We start from the raw sequence: 25,208 nt of genomic DNA, 5'->3' as shown, positions 1-25,208 counted from the left end.
CCGTATGGCCAGCAGAACGTCCGAGCGCCGCCGCGGCCCTCCCGACGCCTCGCCGACCGTCGCGGTGGTCGGCCTCGGCTACATCGGACTCCCAACCGCGTTGCTACTGGCGCGCGAGCAGTCGGTCGTCGGGGTGGACATCGACGAAGAGAAAGTCGCCGACATCCGCGCGGGTCGCCTCCCGTTCGAGGAACCGGGACTCGACCGACTGTTCGCGGACGTTCGCGACCGCTTCAGGGTGCAGACGACGGTCCCCGACGCGGTCGATACCTATCTCATCGCCGTCCCGACGCCGCTGGACAAACTGACCGACGTGGCGAACCTCAGCTACGTTCGCGCGGCCACCGAGACGGTCGCGGACGCGCTCGACCCCGGCGACTTGGTCGTCCTCGAATCGACGGTGCCTCCGGGCACCTCCGAGCAACTCGTCCAGCCGATTCTCGACGCGAGAGGCCCCAGCGGCGAAATCCGGTACGCCTACTGTCCGGAGCGCGCCTCGCCGGGCGACACGCTCCACGAGATGGTCCACAACGACCGCGTGGTCGGCTGTGCCGACGAGGCGACCCAGAGCCGAATCGACGGTCTCTACGAGTTCGTGGAAGGCGAAAACTTCCTGACCGGCCCGACGGAGGCGGAGTTCGTCAAGCTCATGGAGAACACCTACCGCGACGTGAACATCGCGCTGGCGAACGAGTTCGCCCTGCTCGCGGAGGACTACGGCATCGACGTGCAGGAGACCACCGAACTCGCGAACGAGCATCCGCGCGTGAACGTCCACTACGCGGGGCCCGGCGTCGGCGGCCACTGTCTGCCCATCGACCCGCAGTTTCTCACCCAGTCTTCGACGGCGTCGCAACTCGTCTCGACGGCCCGCGACATTAACAACTCCATGCCGGTCCACGCGCTCCACCTCGTCCGGAGTCTGCTGAGCGAGACGAACGTCTTCGAGCAAGACTCGCTCCCGCAGGTCACGCTCCTCGGCGTCGCGTACAAGGGCGACGTGGACGACACTCGCCGAACTCCAGCGCTCAAACTCCACCGACTGGCGAAAAACGAGGGCTACGACGTGCGCGCAAACGACCCCCACGTCGAGGATTTCGAGATTCCGCTCGAATCGATGACCGACGCCGCCGACGGGAGCGACTGCCTCGTCGTCGTTACCGACCACGACCACTACACCGAACTCGACCCTGACGAGATTGGCTCCGCGATGCGCCACCGGAACGTCGTCGATACGCGAGGACTCCTCGACGCCGACCGCTGGCGGGACGCCGGATTCACCGTCAGGCGACTCGGCGACGGGCGGCGATAATAAGGTAATAATAAAGCCCGTTCCACCAGAATCGGTCGGTCAGTACATGCGAGACGAGGTTCTCAAGCGATGGGTCAAACAGCCGGAGGTAGCGCCGATGTTGCAGTATCTCCGCGACGCCGAGAAGGAGTCCGCGTGGGAACTGTTGGGCGAGCGCGGCCGAGTCCTCGACATCGCCTCGGAGTCGAACGTCACCGAAGGCTTGAACGCCGAGGCAATCACGCGACTCGACTTCTCTGCGGAAGCTATCGACTACGCTGGTGAGATACTCGGCGAGACGGTCGATTCCTACGAGTGGGTCGAACCCGAAGAACCGACGCTTCCGTTTCCCGAGGACCACTTCGACGGGGCGGTCTCCATCGGGCCGTACGACTGGCGGTTCCTCGACGTGGCGACGCTCACCGAGGAGATGCGCCGCGTGCTGGCGGACGACGGCCTCTACGTCTTTTCGGTGCCGACGCCGCGCTCGCCGTACTACGTCGGCGGCAAGTACCGACTGCGCTACTACACCCCCGACGAAATCAAGCGCATCTTCTACCCGATGTGGCGACTCGAATCGTACGACCTCGTCTACCAACTCCCCTATCGTGCCCACGCGAAGGTCAGCCACTCGCCCCACTGGGCGCAGGGTCCCTTCGTGAGACTCGCCGAGAAGCAGTCTGACAGACTCTCTGCGCGCGACGACTGGGACGACGCCTCGTATCTCGTCCTCGGTCTCCAACCGTTCGACTACGACGGCTACCTCGACAAGGCGCTCGACTGTCTGTTCCGGCCGGTCGGAGAGAACGGCTTCTGGGACGACGAGGAAGAGCGCCTGATTCGCGCTCTCGACTACGAAATCGACGGTAACCGGCTCTCGTGGACGCCCGACGACTCGAACCAGTGGCGCTACGCCCCGTTCGCGCTGATGGGTCTCATGCAGTGGCGTGCGTCTGCGGAGGGTGATGGGACGTACGACGAGCAACTTCGTTCGCAACTCGACTACTTCGCGGACGCCGTGGCCGACGATTCGACGCTCCGGGAGATGCCGAGTTACGGCATCGGCCCGCTCCTCGTGGCGTTCAGTCTGGCTTCGGAGGTGTTCGGCGAGAGTGGCGCGGACGACGACGAGGACTACCTTTCGGTCGCCATCGACCTCCACGACCACTCTGCGAACCGCTTTGATTTCGACCACAGCGAGGACAGTCTGGTTCTCTACGGTTGGACGTTCCTCGCCGAGCAACTGTCGGGCGACGAGAAAGACGCGGTGCTGGACGACGTGGACGGTGCGATGTACGAAATCGTGGACCAGCAGAACGCGTGGAAGACGCTCTTTTACTTCGACAACCCGACGACGCGCCGCCACCAGAACCAGATGTACACGCTCTGGGGACTCTGTCGCGGCATCGAGGTGACGGGGAGGACCGGGTATCTGGAGAACGTTGAACAGGTACTGGACTACACCGTCGAAGAGCGCATGCAAGACGACGGCGCGTTCATCTGGGAGGACCCCTCGAACCGGGCGTATCTGGGCACCGAAGCCCGCCGAACCTTGGGGTCGGGAGACGCCCGGCCGCCACACTGGGAGTTCCTCTACGAGTGCCACCAGACGTTCTTCGTCAACGCCGTCGCCCACTACTACGCGGCGGGAGGCGAGCAGAACTACGACCGGGAACTCGGCGACGCGATGGAGTGGATTTACGGACGGAACGCCCGGGACGAGAATCTCGCGGCGGTGAGCGGTCTCGACGTGCCGATTCGCTTCATGACGTTGGACGGGGGTATCGAAGTGGAAGACCAGATGTTCAAGGGGACCTACGAAATCGGTTCGTACGTGATGGCGCTGACTAATTTCTTGACGGGGAAGGCTAGGTCGGGGTAAGAGTCGGGATTGCTGGGTTTTCACTAGGGTGGGACTTTCTGGGATGACTTGTCGGTCATGACCGTTGCTACGTAGCCTCGACGACCGCAGAGACGCTCGCGACTCCCGAAACCGAGGAGACCGCACAGCACCGCGACCGCACCAGCCACATGCCTCCCCACCCGACTGCGCGACTCAGGTTCGAAAAGCGCGACATGTCGCGCTTTTCGCGCTCGTTGCTCGTCCCTCGCGTGACTCGTCGGACCACGAGGGTCCGACGGCACGCGCCGAGAGGAAGGTGTAGATTCAGAAATAGACCCTGCCACTCTCACTCGAACGACTCGTACACGTCCACCAGCGTCTCGCCTTCGTTCTGCCAGTTGTACTCGCCATCCACGGCTTTTCTCGCATTCTCGCCCAGTCGCTCCATCTGGTCCTCGTTCGTCGCCAACGCCACGACTGCCTCGGCCATCGCGGCGTCGTCGCCGTCGTTGATGACGTAGCCCGAGTCCGTCTCCTCGACAATCCTGCCCAGCGGCCCCACATCAGTAACGACGACCGGATTCCCGAACGCCATGTACTGGAAGAGTTTGTGCGGAATCGTCGTCGCCGTGTGCGGATTCTCGGTGTGGAGCACGAACGGCACGTCGCTGGCGGCGACGTAGGAGGGAACCTCGTCCAAATCGACCCACCCGGTGAAGGTGATGTTGTCGCTGGCGTCGCTCTCGGCGGCGAGGTCCCGGAGGTGCTGGTCGTACTCTTCTTCGCCCGCGGCACCGACGAGCAGGAGACGCGCATTCGGTACCTCCGCGACGATGTCGTCCATCGCGCGAATCGCGGTTTCGAGGCCGCGGTGCGGGCCGAAACTCCCGATGTAGGAAATCACGAACTCGTCGTCGTAGCCCACGTCTGCGAGGTCCGCGTCGTCGAATCGAGAGCGTTCGACCGTGTTCGAGACCACGCTGAGTTTCTCCGGGTCGGCACCGCAGTCTTCCAGATAGTGCTCTCTTGCCTCCTCGACCACCGTAATCACGTGGTCGGCGCGCTCGACGCACTCCGATTCCAACTGCTTCAGTCGGGACTTCGGCGTGAACGTCTGCTGAATCGTCTTTCTGGGTAGCGCCATCCCCTCTCGCCACTGTGCCGCCGCTTCGGGATAGTTCTCGTGGAGGTCCGCGACGAGCGGAATCCGGTACTTCTCGGCGACCGAGAGACCGGTCTTCACGAGCGGGAGGTCGTGGACGTGCAACACGTCGATGTCCTCCTCGGCGACGAATTTGGTCATCTCGCGGTCCCAGATGCGGTCCCAGAGCGTCGTCACGAACAGCGCGGTCTTGACGGTTCGCTGAACCGGTCCGTAGTCGCGTTCGCGGTGGATGCGTCTGATTTCCACGTCCTCGAATCGGTCGGTCGCCGGTTCGTCCGGGCGACCCAGACAGAGGAGAAACACGTCGTGGCCCGCGGCCGACAGCGTTCGCGCTTCCTTCTCGACTCGGACGTCGTGTGGATAGAAGTTCCGTAGTACCATTCCGATTCGCATCGTACACCTACTGACTCGCGCAGTCGTCGCCGTACGGAAGCGCGGTCGTTGTTCCCACAGGGGCGCGAGAGTCACTTAAGCAGTTCGGAGGGTTACGAGAGGTCGGTTGCGAGAATCTCGGCGACTCGCTCGCCAGCGTCGCCGTCGCCGTAGAGGTCCGGTTCACCGACCATCGAGTCGGCCTCCGACTCGTACACTGCGGCCAGTCGTTCCGCGAGGTCTGCCGGAGCCACGAGTTCGTTCACGCCCGCTTCGACGGTCTCCGGTCGCTCGGTGTTGGGCCGCACGGTCAGACACGGCACTTCGAGGACGGCGGCCTCCTCCTGTATCCCGCCCGAATCGGTGACCACGAGTCGCGCCGCCGATTGGAGACGGAGGAAGTCGAGGTAGCCGAGGGGGTCGATTAGCCGGAGCGACCCTTCCGGCCGAACGTCGGACGCTTCGAGGGCGTTCCGCAGGCGCGGGTGTGCAGGCAAGACGACCGGCGCGTCGGCCCCGTCGAGTGCCTCCATAATCTCGCCGAGTCGGTCGGTCTCGTCGGTGTTTCGCTGTCGGTGAATCGTCGCCACGACGTACTCGCCGGGCGTGAGGTCGAACTCGTCCAGTACGGTCGATTCCTGCTCGGCGACCGCGCTGTACCGGCGGCAGGCGTCCACGACGGTGTTGCCGGTGACGAACACCGTCTCGTCGTCCTCGATGCCCTCGCTTGCGAGGTTGTCGGCGGCAGCTTCCGTCGGTGCGAACGCCCAATCGACCACGTGGTCCGCGAGGACGCGATTCACTTCCTCGGGCATCGACCGGTCGAAACTGCGGATTCCGGCTTCGACGTGGCCGAACTTCGCAGAGGACTTGCTCGCGGCAAGCGCGGCGGCCAGCACGGTGTTCGTGTCGCCCTGCGCCAGCACTGCCTCGGGGTCGGTTTCGGCGATGGTCTCCCCAATCGCCGCGAGCGCGTCGGCGGTCTGTCGGCTGTGACTCGCGCTCCCGACGCCGAGGTACCGCGACGGTTCGGGCAAGCCGAGCGTCTCGATGAAGGTGTCGCTCAACTCCTCGTCGTAGTGCTGGCCGGTGTGGACGAGTTCGAACGAGAGTTCCTCGTGGTCTTCGAGCGCCCGCACGACGGGTGCCATCTTGACGAGTTCCGGTCGCGTCCCGACGACGACCAGTACGTGGTTCATTACGTGGGTGTTCCGAGAGCGGTCGAAAGTAGCTTTGGACATCGAACGCTCCCTCCGTGACTTGTGGACTGGCTTGGAGCTGGAGGGACTCGGCGCGCTCGCGTGGTCTGTGCGGGCGAAGTGGTTCGGTGTGTGGCGGCGCGGTGCTGTGCGGTGGGTAGCGGTGGGTAGCGGTGGGTGGCGGTGCGGTGCTGTGCTGTGCGGTCTCCTCGGTTTCGGGAGTCGCGAGCGTCTCTGCGGTCGTCGAGGCTACGTAGCAACGGTCATGACCGACAAGTCATCCCAGAAACCCCCCGACCAGTCGCGGTCGTCCTTCCTAGTGGTTGTCCAACCGAGCGTTCACAGACCGAACCCCACTTTCTCCACCCTACTCCAAACCCACCTTCTCTGCGTACTCCTCGAACACTTCCCACGAGGGGTCTACTTCGGGATGCTCGACGCGTTCCCCATCCAGATACACTCCCTCGCCCTCCCCGACAGTCCCAATCTCGGCGGCGACGATGCCTTCCGACTCCAGCGCGCGTAACACCTCGTCCACCCCACTCGACTCCACTGTCAACAGTAGCGACCCCTCGCTGGTCGTGGTCCACGGGTCGATGCCGAAGTAGTCGCAGGCTTCTCGAACCCCCGGCAGGAACGGCACTCGCTCTGAATCTACTGCCAAACGCACCCCGCCAGCGCGAGCGACTTCGACCAGCGCGCCCTGCACGCCGCCCTCCGTCGCGTCGTGCATGGCGGTAACTGGTCCGGCGGCCGCGGCGGTCAGCGCGTCCCGCACCGGACTCATGTCGTAGAATCGTTCCTTCGCGTCTGCGATGGTCGATTCTGAGAGGTCGATGGCGTCCTCGAAGAGCGGCACCATGAACCCGGCCGCTTCGATGGCCGGGCCTTTCGTCAAGAGGACCTTGTCGCCCGCTCGCGCGCCGTCGGGCCGCACTAGGTCGTCTGGGTCACCCACGGCGAGTGCCGTCGCGCCGCCGACCCACGGATACGAACATCCGCCGTAGCGGGCGGTGTGCCCGGTGACGATGCTGACGCCGAACTCCGTGGCTTCGCGGTCGAACGTCTCCCAGACGGTGCGGAACTGCTCGTCGGTCATCTCCGGCGGGAGGGTAAAGGAGACGGTCAGATGGCTCGGTGGAATTCCGCTGACTGCGGCATCGGAGAGAGCGACGTGGACGGCGAACCACGCCGCCCGCTCGAAGCCCAGCGCGGGCACGAGCGAGAGCGGGTCGCTCGCCAGTACGACCGCCTGTTCGCCGACTTCCACGACGCCGAAATCGACGCCGTGCTGGGGGCCGAGCAGTACGTCCTCTCGCTCGGCCCCGAGGTTCGGATAGATGTGTTCGTCGAAGAACTCGCGGTCTACCTTGCCGAGGTCGGTCATTGCTCCGTGTTATTTTCGGGGAAGCCAAAGCGGTGATGGTTCGAACGCGGACCTGTCTCTCTCCGAACCCTACCTGGTTACTCTCGGTAACTAGGTAGCTCCGGGTAACTATTTAGGGCGAGAGGCTGTACGCCCAAGTATGAGCGACACAGACGGATCGCCGAGTGACACGGACGAACCGCTGGAGGTGTGGTGCGCCGGGAAGGAGTGGTGCCCCATCACCTCCACGGCGACGGTCATCGGCAAGAAGTGGCATCCGGTGGTCATCCACCGTCTGCTCGAACACGGTCCGATGGGGTTCAACGAACTCAAAGAGGACGTAGACGGTATCTCAAGCAAGGTACTGTCGGATAGTCTCGAAGACTTAGAGGACAAGTCGTTGGTGAACCGCGAGATAATCAGCGAGAAACCGGTTCGAGTCTCCTACTCGCTGACCGAGCGCGGCGAGTCGCTCCAGACGGTCATCTACGAGATGGCCAAGTGGGGTGCCGAACATCTCGCCGCGCCCGAGGAAGTCGAAACTACGTCGTGACCATCCCCGACTCACCGGACGAGCGCTCCGAACACTCGCTCTTCGATTTTTCGGAGGTGCTCGCCGACGGTCGTCGGCGCGATTCCGACGACTTCGGCGACGTCCTCGTGCGTCGCCTCCCGAGGGGCACGGTAGTAGCCAACCGTGACTGCGGCGTCGAGAACTTCTTGTTGGCGCGTAGTCAGCAGCCTCGTGAACGACGTTTCGTCGGGTTCGTACTCGCCAGTCTCCACGACTTCGAACTGGACGCTGTCCTCGTCGGTAACGCTCCGATACATCTCCCGAAACGCTGACTCGCTCCCCACGTAGGTTATCCGAAGCGCCCCGTCTGCAGTGATGCGAATCGGCATGTCGATGGCAACGTCCGACTCGCGCTCTCGCTGCAGCATCCGTCTGGTGGTGTCCGTCGGTTCGAACTGACTCACCGCCATCCACCGTTCTCTCCCGGAGACGAGCGAATCGACGACACGAGGCGACTCCTGCATTATCTGCTCGTATCGGTCCCTATTGCCGCTTCCTTCTGCGAACAAAAACACGGTATCGTCGGCGAGGAGCGTCCCGGACTTCGCTTCCCGAGTCAGGCGTCTCGACGGCGAACTCCGCACCTGACCGCCGGACGCGTCGCGGACGTCGCGGACTGTTCCAGATAGCTGTCGCTGGCTCACTCGACATCCATTTGCTATCGCGTAATTCAGTTTATCACCGTCTCGTAGCTCGCGGCGAGCGGATACCGCCACCCGACGCCGAACGCCTTCGCGGTGACTTTCAGCACCGGAGCGGCCTGCCAGCGCTTGAACTCCGAACTGTGGAGCATCGACAGCACTTCTCGAACGACGGCGGGGTCGTGGCCTGCCGCGACGACCGCCTCGCTCGTCGCACCCTCCGCGACGTAGAGTCGCAGAATCTCGTCCAGTGTCTCGTACGGTGGGAGGGTGTCCTGATCGGTCTGGTCGGGGGCTAATTCGGCTGACGGGGGGCGATTCAGCACGCGCTCGGGAATGACTCGGCCCTCACTACTCTCGTTCACTCGTCGCGCCAGCGCGTACACCGTCGCTTTCCGGCAGTCGGCCAGCGGTGCGAGCGCGCCGACCATGTCGCCGTACAGCGTGCAGTACCCCGTCGCCAACTCGCTCTTGTTGCCGGTCGCCAGCACGAGTCGCCCCGAGTCGTTTGCGAGTGCCATCAGCGTCGTCCCGCGAATTCGGGCTTGCAGGTTCTCTTTGGCGACGCTTCCGAGCGAGTCGAACTGCGCCGTGAAGCTTTCGAAGGTCTCCTCGATTGGAATCTCGCGGAACTCGATGCCCAGATTGTCGGCGAGCGTGGCGGCGTCTTTCTCGCTCGCGTCGCTGGTGTAGCGCGTCGCCATCGCCACGCCGAGGACGTTCTCGGGGCCGAGTGACTCCGCGGCGAGGGCGGCCGTCACCGACGAATCGACGCCGCCCGAGAGGCCGAGGACGACGCCTTCGAACCCGGATTTGTGGACGTAGTCGCGGATACCGAGTCGAATCGCGCGTCGGACCAGTTCGGTGTCGTCGAACGCCGCGCCGATGGCCTCCGGTCGTTCGCTCACTCCGCTCGCTCGCGCTAACTCGCCTGCTCCGCGGCTTCGCCGCTCCGCTTCGAGGTCCTCGTTCACTTCGTTCACTCGGACCTCGCCAATCTCGCAGACTGCGAACTCCTCCTCGAACGCCGCGAGTCGGCACCCGAACGCTCCGTCCGAATCGACCACGAACGACCGGCCGTCGAAGACGACTTCGTCGTTCGCGCCGACCTGATTGACGAACACCAGCGGAAGTCCGTGGTCGGTGGCGTGGCCCGCCATCAGTCGCTCGCGGAACGCTCGCTTCCCGACGTAGAATGGACTCGCCGAGAGGTTGACCAGCAGGTCTGCCCCGGCGTCCGCGAGGTCTTCGATTGGGTCCTGTTCGTAGCGCGGGCGCTCCCACACGTCCGGTTCGTTCCACGCGTCTTCGCAGACGTGGACGCCGAGCGTGGTTCCGTTCAGGCCGTGGGTCACGATCGATTCGCCGCGTTCGAAGTAGCGGTCCTCTTCGAACACGTCGTAGGTCGGCAGCAGGCGTTTGTGGGTGGTTCCTCTGAGTTCGCCGCCAGTGCAGAACGCCGCGGCGTTGTAGAGTGGTCGCCCGGTCGCGTCGGGATTGGGGTCGGCGAAGCCGACGAGGAGGGCGAGGTCGTCGTCCGTGAGGGTTGCGACGCTGTCGAGGGCGTCCATCTGTGCCGCGACGAAATCTTCGCGTTCCACGAGGTCGCGGGGCGGGTAGCCAAGCAGTGCGAGTTCCGAGCAGACAAGCAGGTCGGCGTCTGCTTTGCGGGCGCGCTCGACTGCGCCTGCTACCTTCTCGCGGTTGCCGTCTACGTCTCCGACGGTGTAGTTCAGTTGTGCGAGCGCGACGCGGAGTGCGGTCATCGCCCCCTAAAGAAGGCGGGCAGTTCGTTAGTCTTGTCGGGGGTCACGCTCTCGCTCTTCGTCCTGAATTTTATATCGGAACGCGCGACCAACTCGCCGGGATGGGACACCGCGCACTCCTCGCGTACGAACGTGCCGACGGGAACTACGACCTCCACCGCTCTCACTGGGGCGGTGCGAACTTCGCGCTCGCCGACGCAATCACCGTTGACGACCCGTTTGCCGACCGCGTTGCAGGCACCGTCGATTTCGAACCGCTCGCGACGGACCTCGAACTCACAGAAATCGTCGCCGACCATCTCGACTTCCTCCACCACGAGGCCTTCTACCGAGTCGCGAGAAACTACGAAGTCACGCCGTTCCACGTCTGCTGGTTCGGTCTGGAAGCAGAATGTGAGACCGTCGAGCGGAGCGAGACGGTCGGCAACGGCGTCGCCGTGGAAGCCGAACCGCCGGACGACTACTTTCGGGGATGGTTCCGTGGGACGAAGGCGACGGTCGCCGAACTGGTCGATAGGGGACTGTTCGCGCCCGACGACGCCAGAGAGTATCTCGTCACGCGAATCGCCTCGTGGGCCAGTGAACGGGAGGTACTCTGAGAGCGGTAACCGCGCGAGGTGACGCGTTTTTGTAGTCGCGTCGCATACCCCCAGACAGTGACCACTCAAGAGGAACGCGACAGGTCGCTCCAGCGTCCCGACCCCGAGACGGCCCGCGAGTGGCTCGCCCAAGCCATCGACCGCGGCGACATGATAACCGTCTTCGGCCGCTGTACGGTCGCGTACGAGGGTCGCGCGTCGAGCCACCTCGGCCCGGGCGACCGACTGGTCGTCCTCAAGCCCGACGGGACCATCCTCGTCCACACCGAGGAGGGCCAGCAACCGGTGAACTGGCAACCGCCGGGTTGTACCCACGAGGCCCGACTGGCCGCGGAGGACCTCGAAATCGAGAGCGTGCGCGACTCGCCCGACGAAGAACTGCTCGTCACGTTCGAGCGCGTCCGACAGGTGACTGCGTTCGACGTGACCGACGACCACGAGTTGACGTTGTCCGGTTCCGAAGAGGACTTGCGGCGACGAATTCTGGACGACCCCGACCTCGTGGAAGCAGGCTTCGTCCCGCTGGCCACCGAGCGCGAGACGCCCGCCGGAGCGGTAGACATCTACGGCGAGGACCGCGACGGCGCGACGGTCGTCGTGGAACTCAAGCGCAAGCGCGTCGGTCCTGACGCGGTGGGGCAACTCGCTCGCTACGTCGAGGCACTGAAGCGAGACTTGCACGCCGACGCAGACGTTCGGGGCATTCTGGTCTCTCCCTCGGTCACCGACCGGGCGCGGGAACTGCTGGCGAAGAAGGGATTGGAGTACGTCGCGCTGACGCCGCCCTGATTCATCAGAAGTTGGTCACCTTCGACTGGATTCGCCCGTCGTCTATCTCCGTAGTCTTCTCGTCGTCACCGAAGTACCGGGCCAACTCGTCCATCCGAACCTCGTCGCTCTCCCGCAAGAATGCGAGCTCGGTGAGCGACAGCGTCTCGCCTCGTTCCAACTTCTTCCGGAGTTGTTCGGCGGTGAGCGACTGGAACGTCAGGTCGAAGTCCACTGTCGCCGCTCGCTCGTCTTTCGCCTCGGCCACGTTGATGCCTTCAGTGAGTACCGTCTCGAACTCGACGTCGGTGTCGTTCGTCGCCTGATAGACGAAGGCGACGGCCGATACGAGCGCGTCCATCGCTTCGGTACCCTCGATTTCCTCGAAGCGCTTCTCGAAGACGAGTTCGCGGTCGTTCTTCGAGAGGTGTTCGACGAGCAGTTCGAAGTCGAAGATGGCTTCGAAGATTCGGTTACGAATGCGAGCGCGAGTGTTCCGCTCGGACTGGACGCTCGCGAGTTCGGTCTCGCCGCGCAGGTACGCTCGGTCGGCCTCACTCAGGATTCCGCGTGCTCTCTCGTCCTCGGACATAATCTGTTTCTGGTTATGAGTTAGGGCATACGGATATAAAGATAACTTGTTTCAGGTTATAGCTTCGGATATCGACAGAACACTTATAGGATAGTTCCCTGATACAATTCACGAGAACTGATGAGCGATTTCGACTCCGTTACCACGACCCGGCCGTTCCACGCCATCGTAGACGCCGACTCGATTCAGCAAACCGTCGCGTTTGCGTCCGCCTTGTTCGAGGAGTGCCATCTCCAGTACGACGACGACGACGGCATCCGACTCTCGGCCATCGACGCGGCGACTGTCGCGTCGGTCGAAATAACGTTGGAAAGCGCCGCCTTCGACGCACTCGAAGCGACCGAGGGCCACGTCGGCATCGACCTCTCTCGACTGCAAGACGTGGTGAAGATGGCCGACCGCGGACAGCTAATTGAGTTCACCCTCGACACCGAGACCCGAAAACTCGAAATTTGTATCGACGAACTCGAATACACGCTCGCTGTCATCGACCCCGAGACTATTCGCTCGCCGCCGGACCGGCCTAGCGAGGGCTTCGACTTCACGGGTGCTGTCGTCACCGACGCGGGTGAGTTCGAGCGCGCGATTCGCGCGGCGGACATGGTTTCAGACCACCTCGCGCTCGGTCTCGACGACGCCGAGGAGGTGTTCTACGTCGAGGCCGAAGGCGATACTGACGACGTGTCGCTCACGCTGTCGGCAGACGAACTGGTCGAGTTGACGCCGGGCGACGCCCACTCGCTGTACTCGCTGGAGTATCTGCTCGCCATCGAGCGGGCGATGTCCAGCGACCTCGAACTCGACCTCCGGATGGGCACGGAACAACCGCTCGAAGTCGAATCCGGGTTCGCCGACGGCGCAGGCTCCGTCGAGTATCTGCTAGCGCCTCGCATCTCCGCGACCTGAGAAGACCGCTATTCGAACTCGCGTTTCAGTTCGGCGAGTTCGTTCATCGCCTCCAGCGGCGTCATCGTCGCCACGTCGATGGTTTCGAGGCGAGCGGCGACCTCGCCGCTCGCCGCGCCATTCTGACTGGCCTCGTTCCCGCCGTTTGCTCTCGCGGATTCCCCGTCCGCGGACACGAGTTCCGAATCGCTCTCTCTATCTCTTCCCTCCACATCCTCACACAGCAACTCCCGCGAGCGCTCGACGACTTCGTTCGGGACGCCCGCCGCGCGGGCGACCTGGACGCCGTACGAAGCGGTCGCCGCGCCCGGCCGCACGTCGTGGTCGAAGACGACCTGCTCGCTCGACTGGTCGGCCGAGAAGTGCAGGTTGAACGCCCCCGGAAGGGCGTCTGCGGTCTCGGTCAACTCGTGGTGATGCGTCGCGAAGAGCGTCTTCGCGGCGATTTCGTCGTGGACGTGCTCGGTCACGGCCCGCGCGATGGCGAGTCCGTCGGTGGTGCTGGTGCCTCGGCCCACTTCGTCCAACAAGACCAACGAACGGTCGGTCGCACTGCGCAGAATTGCGGCGAGTTCGGTCATCTCCACCATGAAGGTAGACCTCCCGCCCGCGATGTCGTCGCTCGCGCCGACGCGGGTGAAGATGCGGTCTACTGGCTGGATCTCGGCGCTCGACGCTGGGACGAAGCTCCCCGTTTGGGCAAGTACCGTAATCAGCGCGACCTGCCGCATGTACGTCGATTTCCCGGACATGTTCGGGCCGGTGACGACCGCGAAGTGCGAGTCGTCGGTGAGGTGAACGTCGTTCGGGACGAACGACTCCTCGGTGCGCTCCACGACGGGGTGGCGACCGCCCTCGATATGGATGCCGTTTCCTCCTATCTCGGGCCGATTGTAGTCGTGCGTCGCCGCGACTTCGGCGAGTGCCGTCAGGACGTCCAACTCCGCGAGTGCATCGGCGAGCGCCTGCACGCGTTCGGACTCGGCGGCGACGGTCGAGCGCACGTCTCTGAACAGTTCGTGTTCGAGGTCGTCCGCGCGATTCTCCGCGCGGATAATCTCGTCTTCGCGCTCCTTCAACTCGGGCGTGTAGAACCGCTCTGAATTTTTCAGCGTCTGTCTGCGCTCGTAGTCGTCCGGCACCGAGTCGAGGTTCGGGTTCGTCACCTCGATGTAGTAGCCGTGGACGGAGTTGTGCCCGACTTTCAGCGAGTCGATGCCGGTTCGTTCGCACTCTTGCTGTTCGAGCGAGTCTATCCACTGCTTGCCTTCGCGCTCTGTCTCGCGGAGGTCGTCCAGTTCGTCGTCGTAGCCCTCCCGAATCACGCCGCCCTCCGTAATCTCGCGGGCGGGCGTCTCCTGAATCGCGGCACCGACGAGGTCCCGGATCTCGGCGAGTTCGTCCAGTCGCTCTCGCAGGTCGCTGAGCTTCTCGGATTCGAGGTCGGCTATCTCGGCTTTGAGTTCGGGGACGACTTCGAGCGTCGATTTCAGCGAGCGCAAGTCCCGTGCGTTCGCCCGGCCTCGTGAGATGCGGGCGATGAGTCGCTCGATGTCGTACACGTCGCGCAGTTGCTCGCTGACTTCCTCGCGGGCCTGTACGTTTCGCGTCCACTCCTCTACGGCGTCGAGTCGGGCCTCGATTCGGTCGGGGTCGAGCAGCGGTCGTCGGAGCCAATCTTTCAATTTGCGGCTTCCCAGTGCGCAGGAAGTCTCGTCCAGCACGCCGAGAAGTGTCGCGTCGTCGTGGCCCCGGACGTTCCTGCGCTCGAACAGCTCCAAACTCGAAAGCGCCACCGCGTCCAACAGCATGTACTCCCGCGGTTCGTAGCGCGTGAGGTGGTTGAGGTAGCCCAAATGGTCGTCTTCTCCGCCGCGTGTGTACTCCGCGTAGGCAAGGAGCGCGCCAGTGGCTCGAATTTCAGCGGGTGCCGCCAGCAGGTCGTCCGGCGACCCGAAGTAGTCGCTGACACGTTCCCGGGCAGTGTCGAGGTCGAACGCCGCGGCGTCGTACGGCGTGACCATGCACTCCCGACCGAACTGGTCGGCCGCCGCGCCGGGTTCCACGATAGCTTCGGCGGGCGCGAAGCGGCTGATTTCGTCCTCGATGGTCGTCTCTCTGCGGGTGCTGGTCGCGTAGAAGTCGCCCGTCGAAACGTCGAGCATGGCGAGACCATATCTATCGCCTGCGGCGGCTTGCTCTGCCTTGGTGCCATCCTCCGTGAGACACGCCACGAAGTTGTTGTCCTCGGTGTCGAGCAGTTCGTCTTCGGTCAGGGTGCCCGGCGTGACGATGCGCGTGACGGCGCGCTCCACGACGCCAGTCGCCTCCTCGGGGTCCTGCACTTGGTCGGCGACGGCGACGCGATATCCTGCGTCGAGCAAGGTCTCGATGTACGACTCGGCGTTGTCAATAGGGATGCCCGCCATCGGGTAGGTTCCGGTCGAATCCTCGCGCTGGGTCAGCGCGATTTCGAGCAGGCGGGCGCTCGTCTCGGCCGCCTCGCAGAACGTCTCGTAGAAGTCGCCGACCTGAAAGAGGACCAGCGACTCCTCGTACTCCGAGCAGAGTTCGAAGTACTGGCTCATCATCGGCGTCAACTCGTCGCTGTGTTCGGCCATCTTCTCGGGTGGCCCCAGCGCCGCGTCCATGGGATACCGCAGGGTTCGGAGGTGGTTATTTGCTCCGGATTTCAGTCTGCTCGTCCCCGTCGTTATTCCTCATTCTTGCTTTCTTCCGCTGGTACCGTCAACACCGGCACCGGCGACGTTCGAACCACTCGCTCGGCCGTGCTACCGGTGACGAACCGGTCCAGTCCAGTCACGCCGCGCGTCCCGACGACGAGTAGGTCGGCGTCGTTGTCCGCCGCGTAATCGACGATTGCCGCCGCGGGGACGCCTTCCATCACCGTCGTCGTCACGTCTACGTCGCCGTCCTCGTCGTCGGTCGTGACCTGCTCGATGGCGTCGCTGACTGCGTTTTTCGCCTCGATTTCGAGCGACTCCAGCAGCGCCGCCGACTGTGAGAGTCGCGTATCGACCACCGACAGCACGTGAACGGTCGCGTCGTAGGCGTTGGCGACGGTCAGCGCTTCGGTGATGGCGTCGTCTGCGGGTTCGCTCCCGTCGGTTGCGACGACTATCGTCTCGTAGTCGGTCGCGTCCTGTCCGTTCGCTCGCACCGTCAGCACTGGCACTGGCGAGTACCGGACGACGCGCTCTGCGGTGCTTCCCACCAGAAAGTGTTCGAGGCCGGTCCGCCCGTGGGTTCCCATCACCACGAGGTCGGCGTCCCACTCTGCGATGGCGTCCAGAATCGCGTCCGCCGGGATGCCCTCCCGGAGTTCGCTCGTCGCTTCGACGCGTCGCTCCGCCGCGGCGTTCTCGACCGCTTCGGTGGCTTCCTCACCGTCGTGTTCGAGTGCCTGCGTGACTGGGTCGCCGTCCGCGTCGCCGAACTCTAAGCCGCTGTAGCGGTCGTCCACGACGTACAGGGCGCGGACGAGACCCCCGAACCGCGATGCCAGTTCCACCCCGTGAGTCGCCGCCCGGCGGGATTCCTCGCTCCCGTCGGTTGGGACCAGTACCCGGTCGTACATAATCGGACTACGGGCCGAGATGCCTAAATTACTCTGTCGCCAAAACGGGGTGTGACCACTCGCTCAGATTCCCCCGACACGCCGGTCCAGTTGGCCGACGCCGATGAGTTAGCCGCCTTCGTCGCCACTCACGACCTCGTACTGGTCGATTTCTACACGAACGGGTGTGCTATCTGTCAATCAATCGAACCTGTCGTCGGCAACGTCGCCCGCGCGACCGAAGCGGCGGTCGGCACGCTGAATCCCCGTGACGACCCCGAGCTAATCGACACATACGACGTGCGGAGCGTGCCGACCCTGTTGCTGTTCGAAGACGGCGAACTGGTCGATAGGTTGGCGGAGGGGTTTCAGGAAACGCAGGCGGTCGTGGAGTTTGTGGAGAATCGCGGGGAGTAACCTATCGGGCACTGACGACAACTCGTCCCGGCCGAAATCTCCGCGACTGACGCTCTTTTGTCCCCGTGGTCGTTTCTGTCTCGTATGACCAACGACGCGCTCGCCGTCTATTCGGACTACGTCTGCCCGTTCTGCTACCTCGGGAAAGCCGCGATGGAGCAGTACCGCGAGCAGGCAGACGACCCACCCGAAGTCGAGTGGCAGTTCTACGACCTTCGAGGGTACAAACGCGACGACTCCGGCGAGATTCACGACGAGGTAGACGATGGCAAGGACGACGACTACTTCGCGCAGGTCGAGGAGAACGTCGAGCGTCTGAAAGACCGCTACGACGTGGAGATGACGCTCGACTACTCGCTCGACGTGGACTCGTGGGACGCCCAGCAGGCCGCGCTCTACGTTCGCCAGAGTTACGACGAGGAGACCTTCTTGGAGTTCCACGAGGCGATTTTCGAGGCGCTCTGGCAGGACGGGCGCGACATCGGTGATGCAGACGTGCTGGTCGAGATTGCGGAAGGTGTTGGCTTGGACGGAGCGGAGATTCGGGATGCGACCGAGGACGAGACCCTGGAAGCAGAACTGCGCGAGCGATTCGAGGAGGCGCAAAAGAGAGGTGTGAGTGGAATTCCGACGTTCGCGTACGAGGGGCACGCGGCGCGAGGTGCGATTCCGCCGGAGCAATTCGAGCGACTAGTCGAAGGTGCCTGACGACGGAGACCCAAAAGCTACTGACTGACTGCCCGGACGACCCGTTCGCGCGCACCGAGCAAGGTCTCCAGATGGCCGTGTGCGTCCAACACGGTCAGATTGGCGTGAGAAATCGATGCGGAGAAGTCGCGTACCCCTTCGACGGGTACGTTCTCGTCCAGTTCACCGTGCCAGAACCGGACCGGACAGGACGTCGTCTCGGGGTCGAAGTTCCACGACGAAGCGAACAGTTGGGAGTCTCTAACCGCCCCGCTTGCCGTTTCGGCGAATGCTTCCCGAAAGTCATGTTCGACCAGTCGTGCGACTCGCTCGGATACTTCGACAGGACTCGATTCGGTGGTGTACTGCGAGACGATTGCGTCTGGCGGAAGCAATCGAGCCAGTGCGGCCTGAAATCCAAACCCCGCCGAGAGGAGACTCGGCGTCGTCGTCGCCAGTCGCCGCATGACTCGGAGGGCCGTCGGTAGGTTCTCCTCGTATGCCGGCGGAACGGCCCCCGAAACGAGGTCCACGGAACGAACTCGCTCCGAGGCACTCGTGGCGGCCGCGAGCGCGTACGGCGCGCCCCCAGAGAAGCCCGCGACGGCGACTCGCTCTGCATCGACGCTCTCGGCGAGTGCAGCGATTCCCTCCTCGATGTCCGGGAGGTCGTAATCGCTCGGAAGTGCAGAGCGGCCGTATCCCGGTCGGTCGGGTGCGAGTACGCGGACGCCGTTCTCGCGCGCCATGTCGTCGAAGAGACGGCCGAGGAGGCGCGAACCGGGGGTTCCGTGGAAGAAGACGAGCGGCGTTCCCTCGGGGTCGCCGTACGTCGCGTAGCAGAGCGTCGTCCCCGCGCTCGTTTCGACAACTTGGGGCGCCGTCTCTTCGGAGTCGGCGGAATCCACAGCATCGTCGGGCACTGAGAGTGCGTTGGTAGTCATCGTCTGGCGATTTTCGCGTCAGCGTGGTGGCGGTACTGCCGTTCCAGGCCGGTCTATTAAGTAGTGGCGGAGACGAGTCCTCGACATGCGACGCGTTTCGGTCGTGTTCGACCGCTCCCGACAGGACGCCCATCCCCTGCATCGAGCGGTCATCGACGCTGCGACGGTTTCGACGGCTACCGTGCTGACGTGGGACGCCAGTCGTCCGACTCCGACGACGCTCTCCCGACTCGATGCACCGCCGTCGGTGGTCAAGCCGCTAGTGAACGACCTCTCGGCCGTGGACGACTACGCGCTCTCAGACGACGACGGGGCGACGTACGCGTTCGTCCAACAGGAGCAATTCGAGATGGCTCCCCGACTCGCGGACGCAGTCGCCGCGTCCGGCATTCTGGCGCTCCCGCCGATTACGTACCGTGAGGACGGCACCATCAAGTTCACCTTCGTCGGGACCCACGACGCCCTCCAGACACTGTTCGAGAAACTCGAAACGGCAGGCGACTACGAGATTACGAGCGTCGGCGAGTACGGCAGTCCTGCCGGACGGTGTCGGCTTACTCCTCGCCAGCGGGAAGCACTGAAAGTCGCCGTCTCCGTCGGCTACTACGACGTTCCTCGCACCGGGTCGATGAGCGAGGTCGGAGCGACGTTGGACTGCTCGGAGAGCACTGCCTCGGAACTCGTTCGGAAAGCGCAGGCGGCGGTCGTCACGGGGTTCGTGGAGTGAGAGTGGATTTGGAAGACGGTAGCTGGCTGGGCTCCCGAGTGAGTAGGGACGAAGGAGACATTCAGTTGCGCTACTGGTTCCGTAGCGACGACACGTCGTCGTGATAGCGCGCGCCAGTTCTTCGCCAAAATCCACGAACTGACCTGAAACCGTCTTCTACAAACTCTGATTCCCCGCCCGAACCAGATTCCCGGCGAGCAACGCGACGCTCGTGACGAAGAACAACGCACCCAGCGGCGAGGCCAAATCGACGAACAGCCAGTAGAGCGGTGCGGCCGCAGCAGGTCCGACCGACACGACCACCAACTCGGAGATGACCGGGCCACAGCAACAACAGGCGTTCGGGGCCGCGACGGCCGCCGACCCCGCAGTCGTCTCCATCGCGCCAGTGCCGTGTTCGGTGCGCCACTGATACGCGAGCAGCGAGGCGTTCAGCGCGACCAGTACGGCGACGAGACCGACCAGCAGGGCCATTCCGACCGAGAGGACGCCGCTCAGTGGCACCGTCCCGATGGCGTCGTGGAAGTGGAACTCGACGCCGGGCCAGTAGACTAGCGGGTTGGCAACCTGCGCAGTCGTCACGAAACTCTCGTTCAAGTCCACGCCGCCGCCGGGTTCGGGGACGAACGTGAGCATCCCCATCGAGAACATGAAGAACAGGCCCGCGATGGCACCTGTGCCGACGCCGAACCAGCGAGCGACCGAGTCGCCGAGGGCTCGCCGGATGAGGCTCCCGGCGTCCGCCCACAGCAAGTAGCCGACGCCGATTGTCACCGCCAGCGCCAACACGTAGCCCAGCGGGTTCGTCAAGGCGCTCGGAGCCAGCATCGGATAGCTGACCCAGAGGCCGAGCAGGATACCGAGGCCCGCGTATCGCGGCCGGTCGGGCCACTGCATCCGGCCGACGACGAGACTTCCGATTGCGATTGCGACGCCTGCGCCGACGGTCAGCGCACCGAGTGCCGACCGCGAAACCGGTGGTTGACTCGCCGCCAGCGTCTCGACGGGCGACAACTGTACGAGTCCGACTGCTCCGATTGCAGAGACGACGATGCCAGCGAAGACGCCTGCGAGCGCCACCTTCGCCGAGATATGGCGCTTCGAGTACGCGCTCCCGACGATGCCCGCGACGCCTACGACCAGAATCAGCAGCGCGAGCCATTGGGGAAGCGGCGGCGCGGCCTCCCCTCCGTGGGCCGAAGCGACCGGGACAGTCCCCAGCGCCCCGAGCGTCGCCAACAGACGACCGACGGCTTTCGAACGGTTCGTCCGGTCCATGTCGGGTCCTCGGCGTTGCGCCGGTATGTATCCGTTGGAACCGTCCGTTCGCCTACCCGACGACGGCGACGCCGATGAGTCGTCCCACGACGAACGTCAGCGCAGCGGCGGCGAGTCCGACGACGACCTGCCGCCCACCCGAATACAGTGCACTACGGCCGGTCAGTACCGTGATTCCCGCGCCGATGACGAACAGCGCCACCCCGCTGACGAATAGACTGGTGACGACGGCCGTCGTCCCGGCGAACGCGACGAACGGGACGACCGGAACGATAGCACCCAGTGCGAACAGCACGAACGACGTGACGGCGGCCTCGACTGCGGACCCACCGAGTTCCTCGGGGTCGATACCTAACTCTTCGCGGGAGAGCGTGTCGAGTGCCGTGTCCCGGTCGGCAACCAGTCGCTCTGCGAGGCTTCGGGCTTGCTCTTCGGGCAGGCCCTTCGCCTGATAGATGAGCGCGAGTTCTGTCTCCTCCTCGTCGGGGACCGCCCGCAACTCCTCTCGTTCGACCGCTATTTGTCGCTCGTAGAGTTCCCGGGAACTCTGCACGGAGAGCCACTCGCCCATCGCCATCGACCCCGCGCCAGCGAGCAGTCCCGCGAGTCCCGTGACGAGAATCGTCTGGGCGGCGAGCGCCGCACCCGTGACCCCCATCACGAGGCTCAAATTCGAGACGAGTCCGTCGTTGGCACCCAGCACGGCCGCCCGGAGGGCGTTCCCGCTGGTCGTCCGGTGGCGGCCTTCGAGGCGCGCGAGCGTTCCTCCTTCCATGCCCGTCGGCGCGTCAATAGCCGACAGGAGGCGAGCGTGTGACTCCTCGTCGGTTGGAAGCGACGTGTCGCGCGATTCCGTTTGCGTAGCGTAGCCGCTGGTGTCGCCTGCCTCTGCACCGCGGAGCGTCGGCAACACGGCGTCCGGGCCGAATCGACGAGCGACCCACGACAGCACTCGCGCCCGCCAACTGGGCGAGGGTCGCTCGGCAGACTCCCCGGTCGATTCCAGCGTCTCTAACCAGAAGTCGGCGTGTTCGTCTTCGGTGTCGGCCAGACGCTGATACAGTTCCGCGAGGTGCGGCGACGACTCGACCTCGGCCAGCGTTCGATACACCGATGCACTATCCACCTCGGCCTGTGCGTTCGCTCGATAGCGCTCGACGTCGGCTTTCGAAGCCTGCTCGCCACTCTGTGCCGGTCGCTCTGCTGTCCCACCCATGACTCGTGGTTCGACGGCCGACGATTTATGTGTGCAGTCGAAGACGCTTCAGGCGAACCCCTTCAGCAAGTCGCCGACCACGAACGCCACTGCGGCCGCCGTCATGCCGATGACGAACATCTCCGCGCCGTTTCGGACCCAGCCGCGAGCCGTCACGAGGCTTCGACTCGCACCCACGACGAAGAACGTGAGACCGGTCACCGCGACGGCGAGCGGAAACTGTGGGTCGAGGTCCAAGATGTAGGGCGCGAGCGGGAGCCATCCGGCGACGACGAACGCGAGGAAGGTAGCGAAGGCGGTTTTGGCGGGCGACTTGCCGCCGTCGTCGTCTGCCTGAACGTCTCCGCGCGCGTTCTCGTAGTCCATCTCGGAGCGCCTGCTCAGATAGTTGCTCATGCCCATCGAGAAGCCGTCGGCGAAGAGGTTCGCCGCGCCGAGGACGACCACGATACTCGGCGAGAGCGCCGCTCCTGCCACGCCCGAGACGACCGCGAACGTCGTGACGATGCCGTCGTTCGCGCCGTATACCAGTTCCGCGACGTACTCGCCGGGAGACTCCACCTCGTCACCGAGTAACACTTCTAACATGGCACGTGATTCGATTCGGGAGTCTAAAGTTGTCCCGCCAACGCTCTACGAGTTCTCGCAGAAACGTTCCACTGATGGGACTGACGGTCGAGTCTCGTGGTCGCCACGAACAGGAACAGCAGGAGTAGTCGTTTAGTACTGAAAAATCAAAACTCACCCGAGCAGGTACCCCAGCGAGGGGTACCGCTCGATCAGCGTCTCGCCGCCGAGGTCGTACTGCTCGATGTAGGCGTCGAGGCCGAGGATGCGGCCCGCGCCGAACGCCGCGACGGCGAGGAAGACGAGCATGTACGCGAAGTCGCCGTTGATGAGCCCGTGTCCCACGTCCCAGTTCGAGAAGTAGAACATGAGCATCATGAACGCGCCCCAGAACGCCGCGAAGCGGGTCAGGACGCCGGTGATGAGCGCGAGGCCGATGAGGAGTTCACCCCACGGGACGGCGACTGCGAGGACCTCCGCGAACCACGCAGTCGAACCCATCCACGCGAACAGGTCGGCCAGCGGGCTCGCGGCTGGAACCGCGTTCGTCAGGTAGCCCGTCGCGCTGAACGGCTCTGCGGCGACGATTTTCGACCATCCGGCGTAGAAGAACGCCCCGCCCATCATCAGACGGAGGGCGAGGACGAACCACGCGCTGAGGCTGTGGGCCTTCCCGCGAACCGTGTAGCCGCCAATCGTGCTCTCGAACTCGTTCGTGTGTTGGATTTCGTTGGTAGTCATGGGTAACACCTTACGACTAAACAGACGCCAGCGAAGCGCATATAAGCAGATACCATTTCTCAAGCGCTGAGAACTACGCTACTGGCAGTCACGGCGGTTTTCTCCCTTCTCGGCTTCGGCTACTCAGTCAGCGTTCACGGGACACGCTTCCTCGGCGTACTCGACCTGCGAAATCGATTCGATTGGCTCGTCTCCGCAGACCGGACAGTCCGGGTTCTGTTTGAACGCGACTTCCTCGAAGGACATGTCCATCGCGTCGTAGAACAGCATCCGGCCGTCGAGCAGTTTCCCCTCGCCCAAGAGGTACTTCACCGTCTCAGTCGCTTGAATACAGCCGACAGTTCCGGGAAGTACGCCCAACACGCCCGTACTCGCACAGTCGGGGACCATTCCCTGTGGCGGTGCCTCGGGGAACAGACAGCGGTAGCAGGGGCCGTCGGTGGTGAAGGTCGTAACCTGTCCTTCGAACTTGTAAATCGCGCCGTGAGAAAACGGCGTGTCCGAGAGCGTGCAGGCGTCGTTGACGAGATATCGCGTGCGGAAGTTGTCCGAGGCGTCCACCACGAAGCCGTAGTCGGCGACGAGTTCCTCGACGTTGTCCGGTTCGACTCGCGTTTGGTGGGTCTCGACCGTCACGTCAGGATTTATCGTCCGCACGTAATCCGCGGCCGATTCGACTTTCGGACGACCCACGTCTGCGTCGCCGTGGACGATTTGGCGCTGGAGGTTGCTCAGTTCGACGTCGTCGTCGTCGGCGATGCCGAGCGTACCGACGCCTGCCGCCGCGAGATACTGGATGACCGGCGACCCCAATCCGCCTGCCCCGACGACCAGCACGCTGGCGTCGAGCAGGGCCGACTGCCCGTCGGGACCCACCTCGTCCATGATGATGTGCCGCGAGTAGCGGTCGAGTTGGGTCGCATCGAGCGAGAGACTCATGGCTGGTGGTTGGGGGCGTTGCGGTAAAAAGTCGCTGTTGACCGTGACAGTTACTCGGTCGTGGAAGGCAATAATTCTCGTCCCGTCGAAATCACCGGAGTCATTATCCGATCCCGAATCATCTTGAACGTATGAATCAAGCGACAGATACTACTTCGACAGTCGCCCGACCGACAGGAAACGCCTCGTTCGGCAAGCGGTTCGTGGCACTGTTCGCGCTCGGGATGGTCGGCGTCATCGCGGTGGGTATTTCGACGGCCACCGGCGAGGGAGGCGTGCCCGGGCTCCCCGAAGTTTCGACGCCAGTTCTCGCCGTATTGGTGATGGTCCAACCGGCGCTTCTGCTCGCGCTCGCAGTCGCAGTCGGAACGCTCCTCGCGCCCCGCGTCGGATTGACCTCGCACGTGGACGAGCGCGTTCGCGGCGGGCCGTCGGTTCTCGGGTCGCTCCGTGAGGAACTCCTGTTGGCTATCGGCGTCGGCGGACTGACGTTCGTCGCCGTCGTCGGTGGCGACGTACTCTTCGCACCGTTCGTCGCCGAGAGTCTCGAAGCGGCGACTCCCGTCGCTCAGACGCAGACGATTTCGGGACTGCTGGCGAGTCTTCCGGTGCGATTGTTCTACGGCGGTATCACCGAGGAACTCCTGCTTCGGTGGGGCGTCTTGACGCTGTTCGCGTGGGCAATTCACGCGGTCCTGGCGCGGTTCGGAAACGCAGGCGAGACGCTTGCTCCCGCGACGGCGTGGGTGGCAATCGTCCTCGCCGCGCTCCTGTTCGGCGTCGGTCACCTCCCGGCACTCGCGTCCATGGTCGAACTGACTCCCGCGCTTATCGTCCGAACGGTCGCTCTCAACGCAGTCGCCGGAATCGGATTCGGTTGGCTCTACTGGCGCAAGAGTCTGGAAGCGGCGATGGTCGCTCACGCGACGTTCCACGTCGTGCTGGTCAGCGTCTCGGTGTTGGGGCTGTTGGTTGCGTGAAGCGGTGCTGGGGCTACTGATGAGCTGAAAGAACGAAAAACGAATTGGACGCA

The 25,208-nt window shown here is 64.0% G+C and carries 24 protein-coding genes; 10 read left to right on the top strand and 14 right to left on the bottom strand.

Going from position 1 to position 25,208, the window contains the following annotated elements; genetic code table 11:
• Positions 1-4: 4 nt before the first annotated feature.
• Positions 5-1,312 (top strand): nucleotide sugar dehydrogenase, encoded by a 1,308-nt coding sequence (locus F7R90_RS14135; protein WP_158058051.1) that lies wholly within the window; start codon positions 5-7, stop codon positions 1,310-1,312.
• A 46-nt stretch (positions 1,313-1,358) separates the two neighbouring features.
• On the top strand, positions 1,359-3,173 hold the full coding sequence (locus F7R90_RS14130; RefSeq protein WP_158058050.1) for a methyltransferase domain-containing protein: 1,815 nt from the start codon (positions 1,359-1,361) through the stop codon (positions 3,171-3,173).
• A gap of 307 nt (positions 3,174-3,480) precedes the next feature.
• Here F7R90_RS14130 and F7R90_RS14125 read toward each other — a convergent pair whose 3' ends face one another.
• The 3 genes from F7R90_RS14125 to F7R90_RS14115 all read right to left on the bottom strand — a co-directional run bounded on the left by F7R90_RS14125 (position 3,481) and on the right by F7R90_RS14115 (position 7,257).
• A complete protein-coding gene (locus F7R90_RS14125; protein WP_158058049.1) occupies positions 3,481-4,692 on the bottom strand; it encodes a glycosyltransferase family 4 protein in 1,212 nt (403 codons plus the stop codon).
• Between the two features lie 92 nt (positions 4,693-4,784).
• Positions 4,785-5,912 carry a non-hydrolyzing UDP-N-acetylglucosamine 2-epimerase gene (gene wecB / locus F7R90_RS14120; RefSeq protein ID WP_225741185.1) on the bottom strand — a complete coding sequence of 376 codons (1,128 nt, stop codon included), beginning with the start codon at positions 5,910-5,912 and terminating at the stop codon, positions 4,785-4,787.
• A 325-nt stretch (positions 5,913-6,237) separates the two neighbouring features.
• On the bottom strand, positions 6,238-7,257 hold the full coding sequence (locus F7R90_RS14115; RefSeq protein WP_158058048.1) for an AIR synthase family protein: 1,020 nt from the start codon (positions 7,255-7,257) through the stop codon (positions 6,238-6,240).
• A gap of 139 nt (positions 7,258-7,396) precedes the next feature.
• Between F7R90_RS14115 and F7R90_RS14110 the strand changes: the two genes are divergently transcribed.
• A complete protein-coding gene (locus F7R90_RS14110) occupies positions 7,397-7,789 on the top strand; it encodes a winged helix-turn-helix transcriptional regulator (protein ID WP_158058047.1) in 393 nt (130 codons plus the stop codon).
• An 11-nt stretch (positions 7,790-7,800) separates the two neighbouring features.
• On the opposite strand, the gene F7R90_RS14105 is transcribed toward F7R90_RS14110, so the two are convergent.
• Entirely contained in the window at positions 7,801-8,454 is a 654-nt protein-coding gene (locus F7R90_RS14105; RefSeq protein WP_158058046.1) for a helix-turn-helix domain-containing protein, read from the bottom strand.
• A gap of 26 nt (positions 8,455-8,480) precedes the next feature.
• Positions 8,481-10,217: an NAD+ synthase gene (locus tag F7R90_RS14100; protein ID WP_158058045.1), complete on the bottom strand. Its 1,737-nt coding sequence runs from the start codon at positions 10,215-10,217 to the stop codon at positions 8,481-8,483.
• Between the two features lie 101 nt (positions 10,218-10,318).
• On the opposite strand from F7R90_RS14100, the gene F7R90_RS14095 reads away from it, so the two are divergent.
• Together F7R90_RS14095 and nucS are read left to right on the top strand one after the other, a co-directional pair.
• Positions 10,319-10,816, top strand: a complete 498-nt coding sequence (locus F7R90_RS14095; protein ID WP_158058044.1) for a DUF6735 family protein — start codon at positions 10,319-10,321, stop codon at positions 10,814-10,816.
• Between the two features lie 57 nt (positions 10,817-10,873).
• Positions 10,874-11,605: an endonuclease NucS gene (nucS, locus tag F7R90_RS14090; protein WP_158058043.1), complete on the top strand. Its 732-nt coding sequence runs from the start codon at positions 10,874-10,876 to the stop codon at positions 11,603-11,605.
• 4 nt (positions 11,606-11,609) lie between these two features.
• On the opposite strand, the gene F7R90_RS14085 is transcribed toward nucS, so the two are convergent.
• The gene (locus F7R90_RS14085) at positions 11,610-12,176 is read right to left on the bottom strand and encodes a hypothetical protein (protein WP_158058042.1); all 567 of its coding nucleotides are present in this window, start codon (positions 12,174-12,176) and stop codon (positions 11,610-11,612) included.
• Between the two features lie 120 nt (positions 12,177-12,296).
• On the opposite strand from F7R90_RS14085, the gene F7R90_RS14080 reads away from it, so the two are divergent.
• Positions 12,297-13,082, top strand: a complete 786-nt coding sequence (locus F7R90_RS14080) for a DNA polymerase sliding clamp (RefSeq protein WP_158058041.1) — start codon at positions 12,297-12,299, stop codon at positions 13,080-13,082.
• Between the two features lie 8 nt (positions 13,083-13,090).
• Here the strand turns inward: F7R90_RS14080 and mutS are convergent, their stop codons facing one another.
• Together mutS and F7R90_RS14070 are read right to left on the bottom strand one after the other, a co-directional pair.
• Complete coding sequence (gene mutS / locus F7R90_RS14075) at positions 13,091-15,733, bottom strand: DNA mismatch repair protein MutS (RefSeq protein ID WP_158058040.1); 2,643 nt, start codon at positions 15,731-15,733, stop codon at positions 13,091-13,093.
• Between the two features lie 62 nt (positions 15,734-15,795).
• Positions 15,796-16,680 (bottom strand): universal stress protein, encoded by an 885-nt coding sequence (locus F7R90_RS14070; RefSeq protein WP_158058039.1) that lies wholly within the window; start codon positions 16,678-16,680, stop codon positions 15,796-15,798.
• A 51-nt stretch (positions 16,681-16,731) separates the two neighbouring features.
• On the opposite strand from F7R90_RS14070, the gene F7R90_RS14065 reads away from it, so the two are divergent.
• Positions 16,732-17,076 (top strand): thioredoxin family protein, encoded by a 345-nt coding sequence (locus F7R90_RS14065; RefSeq protein ID WP_158058038.1) that lies wholly within the window; start codon positions 16,732-16,734, stop codon positions 17,074-17,076.
• 75 nt (positions 17,077-17,151) lie between these two features.
• The gene (locus F7R90_RS14060) at positions 17,152-17,784 is read left to right on the top strand and encodes a DsbA family protein (RefSeq protein WP_368408563.1); all 633 of its coding nucleotides are present in this window, start codon (positions 17,152-17,154) and stop codon (positions 17,782-17,784) included.
• Positions 17,785-17,801: 17 nt separating this feature from the next.
• Here F7R90_RS14060 and F7R90_RS14055 read toward each other — a convergent pair whose 3' ends face one another.
• Positions 17,802-18,707, bottom strand: coding sequence for an alpha/beta fold hydrolase (locus F7R90_RS14055; RefSeq protein WP_158058036.1), 906 nt, complete (start codon positions 18,705-18,707; stop codon positions 17,802-17,804).
• An 85-nt stretch (positions 18,708-18,792) separates the two neighbouring features.
• Between F7R90_RS14055 and F7R90_RS14050 the strand changes: the two genes are divergently transcribed.
• Entirely contained in the window at positions 18,793-19,434 is a 642-nt protein-coding gene (locus F7R90_RS14050; RefSeq protein ID WP_158058035.1) for a helix-turn-helix domain-containing protein, read from the top strand.
• A 156-nt stretch (positions 19,435-19,590) separates the two neighbouring features.
• Here F7R90_RS14050 and F7R90_RS14045 read toward each other — a convergent pair whose 3' ends face one another.
• The 5 genes from F7R90_RS14045 to ubaA all read right to left on the bottom strand — a co-directional run bounded on the left by F7R90_RS14045 (position 19,591) and on the right by ubaA (position 24,175).
• Complete coding sequence (locus F7R90_RS14045; RefSeq protein ID WP_158058034.1) at positions 19,591-20,712, bottom strand: hypothetical protein; 1,122 nt, start codon at positions 20,710-20,712, stop codon at positions 19,591-19,593.
• Positions 20,713-20,764: 52 nt separating this feature from the next.
• Complete coding sequence (locus F7R90_RS14040; RefSeq protein WP_158058033.1) at positions 20,765-21,928, bottom strand: VIT1/CCC1 transporter family protein; 1,164 nt, start codon at positions 21,926-21,928, stop codon at positions 20,765-20,767.
• 48 nt (positions 21,929-21,976) lie between these two features.
• Positions 21,977-22,516: a VIT1/CCC1 transporter family protein gene (locus F7R90_RS14035; protein ID WP_158058032.1), complete on the bottom strand. Its 540-nt coding sequence runs from the start codon at positions 22,514-22,516 to the stop codon at positions 21,977-21,979.
• Between the two features lie 153 nt (positions 22,517-22,669).
• Complete coding sequence (locus F7R90_RS14030; protein WP_158058031.1) at positions 22,670-23,236, bottom strand: DoxX family protein; 567 nt, start codon at positions 23,234-23,236, stop codon at positions 22,670-22,672.
• Positions 23,237-23,359: 123 nt separating this feature from the next.
• Positions 23,360-24,175: an SAMP-activating enzyme E1 gene (gene ubaA / locus F7R90_RS14025; RefSeq protein WP_158058030.1), complete on the bottom strand. Its 816-nt coding sequence runs from the start codon at positions 24,173-24,175 to the stop codon at positions 23,360-23,362.
• A 131-nt stretch (positions 24,176-24,306) separates the two neighbouring features.
• Here ubaA and F7R90_RS14020 point away from each other — a divergent pair, with 131 nt between their 5' ends.
• On the top strand, positions 24,307-25,155 hold the full coding sequence (locus F7R90_RS14020) for a CPBP family intramembrane glutamic endopeptidase (RefSeq protein WP_158058029.1): 849 nt from the start codon (positions 24,307-24,309) through the stop codon (positions 25,153-25,155).
• Positions 25,156-25,208: the final 53 nt, after the last annotated feature.

The sequence above is a fragment of the Halorussus halophilus genome (assembly GCF_008831545.1).
In the GTDB taxonomy this organism is placed as follows: Archaea; Halobacteriota; Halobacteria; order Halobacteriales; family Haladaptataceae; genus Halorussus; species Halorussus halophilus.
The sequence above is the reverse complement of the archived record's forward strand: the minus strand, read 5'-3'. Positions and strand labels throughout refer to the sequence as shown.

Excerpts from the sequence above, each read along its gene's own strand:
- F7R90_RS14135 (WP_158058051.1), top strand. The coding sequence starts at position 5 with ATGGCCAGCAGAACGTCCGAGCGCCGCCGCGGCCCTCCCGACGCCTCG.
- F7R90_RS14130 (WP_158058050.1), top strand. The coding sequence starts at position 1,359 with ATGCGAGACGAGGTTCTCAAGCGATGGGTCAAACAGCCGGAGGTAGCG.
- F7R90_RS14125 (WP_158058049.1), bottom strand. The coding sequence starts at position 4,692 with ATGCGAATCGGAATGGTACTACGGAACTTCTATCCACACGACGTCCGA.
- wecB (WP_225741185.1), bottom strand. The coding sequence starts at position 5,912 with ATGTCCAAAGCTACTTTCGACCGCTCTCGGAACACCCACGTAATGAAC.
- F7R90_RS14115 (WP_158058048.1), bottom strand. The coding sequence starts at position 7,257 with ATGACCGACCTCGGCAAGGTAGACCGCGAGTTCTTCGACGAACACATC.
- F7R90_RS14110 (WP_158058047.1), top strand. The coding sequence starts at position 7,397 with ATGAGCGACACAGACGGATCGCCGAGTGACACGGACGAACCGCTGGAG.
- F7R90_RS14100 (WP_158058045.1), bottom strand. The coding sequence starts at position 10,217 with ATGACCGCACTCCGCGTCGCGCTCGCACAACTGAACTACACCGTCGGA.
- F7R90_RS14095 (WP_158058044.1), top strand. The coding sequence starts at position 10,319 with ATGGGACACCGCGCACTCCTCGCGTACGAACGTGCCGACGGGAACTAC.
- F7R90_RS14085 (WP_158058042.1), bottom strand. The coding sequence starts at position 12,176 with ATGTCCGAGGACGAGAGAGCACGCGGAATCCTGAGTGAGGCCGACCGA.
- F7R90_RS14080 (WP_158058041.1), top strand. The coding sequence starts at position 12,297 with ATGAGCGATTTCGACTCCGTTACCACGACCCGGCCGTTCCACGCCATC.
- mutS (WP_158058040.1), bottom strand. The coding sequence starts at position 15,733 with ATGGACGCGGCGCTGGGGCCACCCGAGAAGATGGCCGAACACAGCGAC.
- F7R90_RS14070 (WP_158058039.1), bottom strand. The coding sequence starts at position 16,680 with ATGTACGACCGGGTACTGGTCCCAACCGACGGGAGCGAGGAATCCCGC.
- F7R90_RS14055 (WP_158058036.1), bottom strand. The coding sequence starts at position 18,707 with ATGACTACCAACGCACTCTCAGTGCCCGACGATGCTGTGGATTCCGCC.
- F7R90_RS14050 (WP_158058035.1), top strand. The coding sequence starts at position 18,793 with ATGCGACGCGTTTCGGTCGTGTTCGACCGCTCCCGACAGGACGCCCAT.
- F7R90_RS14045 (WP_158058034.1), bottom strand. The coding sequence starts at position 20,712 with ATGGACCGGACGAACCGTTCGAAAGCCGTCGGTCGTCTGTTGGCGACG.
- F7R90_RS14040 (WP_158058033.1), bottom strand. The coding sequence starts at position 21,928 with ATGGGTGGGACAGCAGAGCGACCGGCACAGAGTGGCGAGCAGGCTTCG.
- F7R90_RS14035 (WP_158058032.1), bottom strand. The coding sequence starts at position 22,516 with ATGTTAGAAGTGTTACTCGGTGACGAGGTGGAGTCTCCCGGCGAGTAC.
- F7R90_RS14030 (WP_158058031.1), bottom strand. The coding sequence starts at position 23,236 with ATGACTACCAACGAAATCCAACACACGAACGAGTTCGAGAGCACGATT.
- ubaA (WP_158058030.1), bottom strand. The coding sequence starts at position 24,175 with ATGAGTCTCTCGCTCGATGCGACCCAACTCGACCGCTACTCGCGGCAC.
- F7R90_RS14020 (WP_158058029.1), top strand. The coding sequence starts at position 24,307 with ATGAATCAAGCGACAGATACTACTTCGACAGTCGCCCGACCGACAGGA.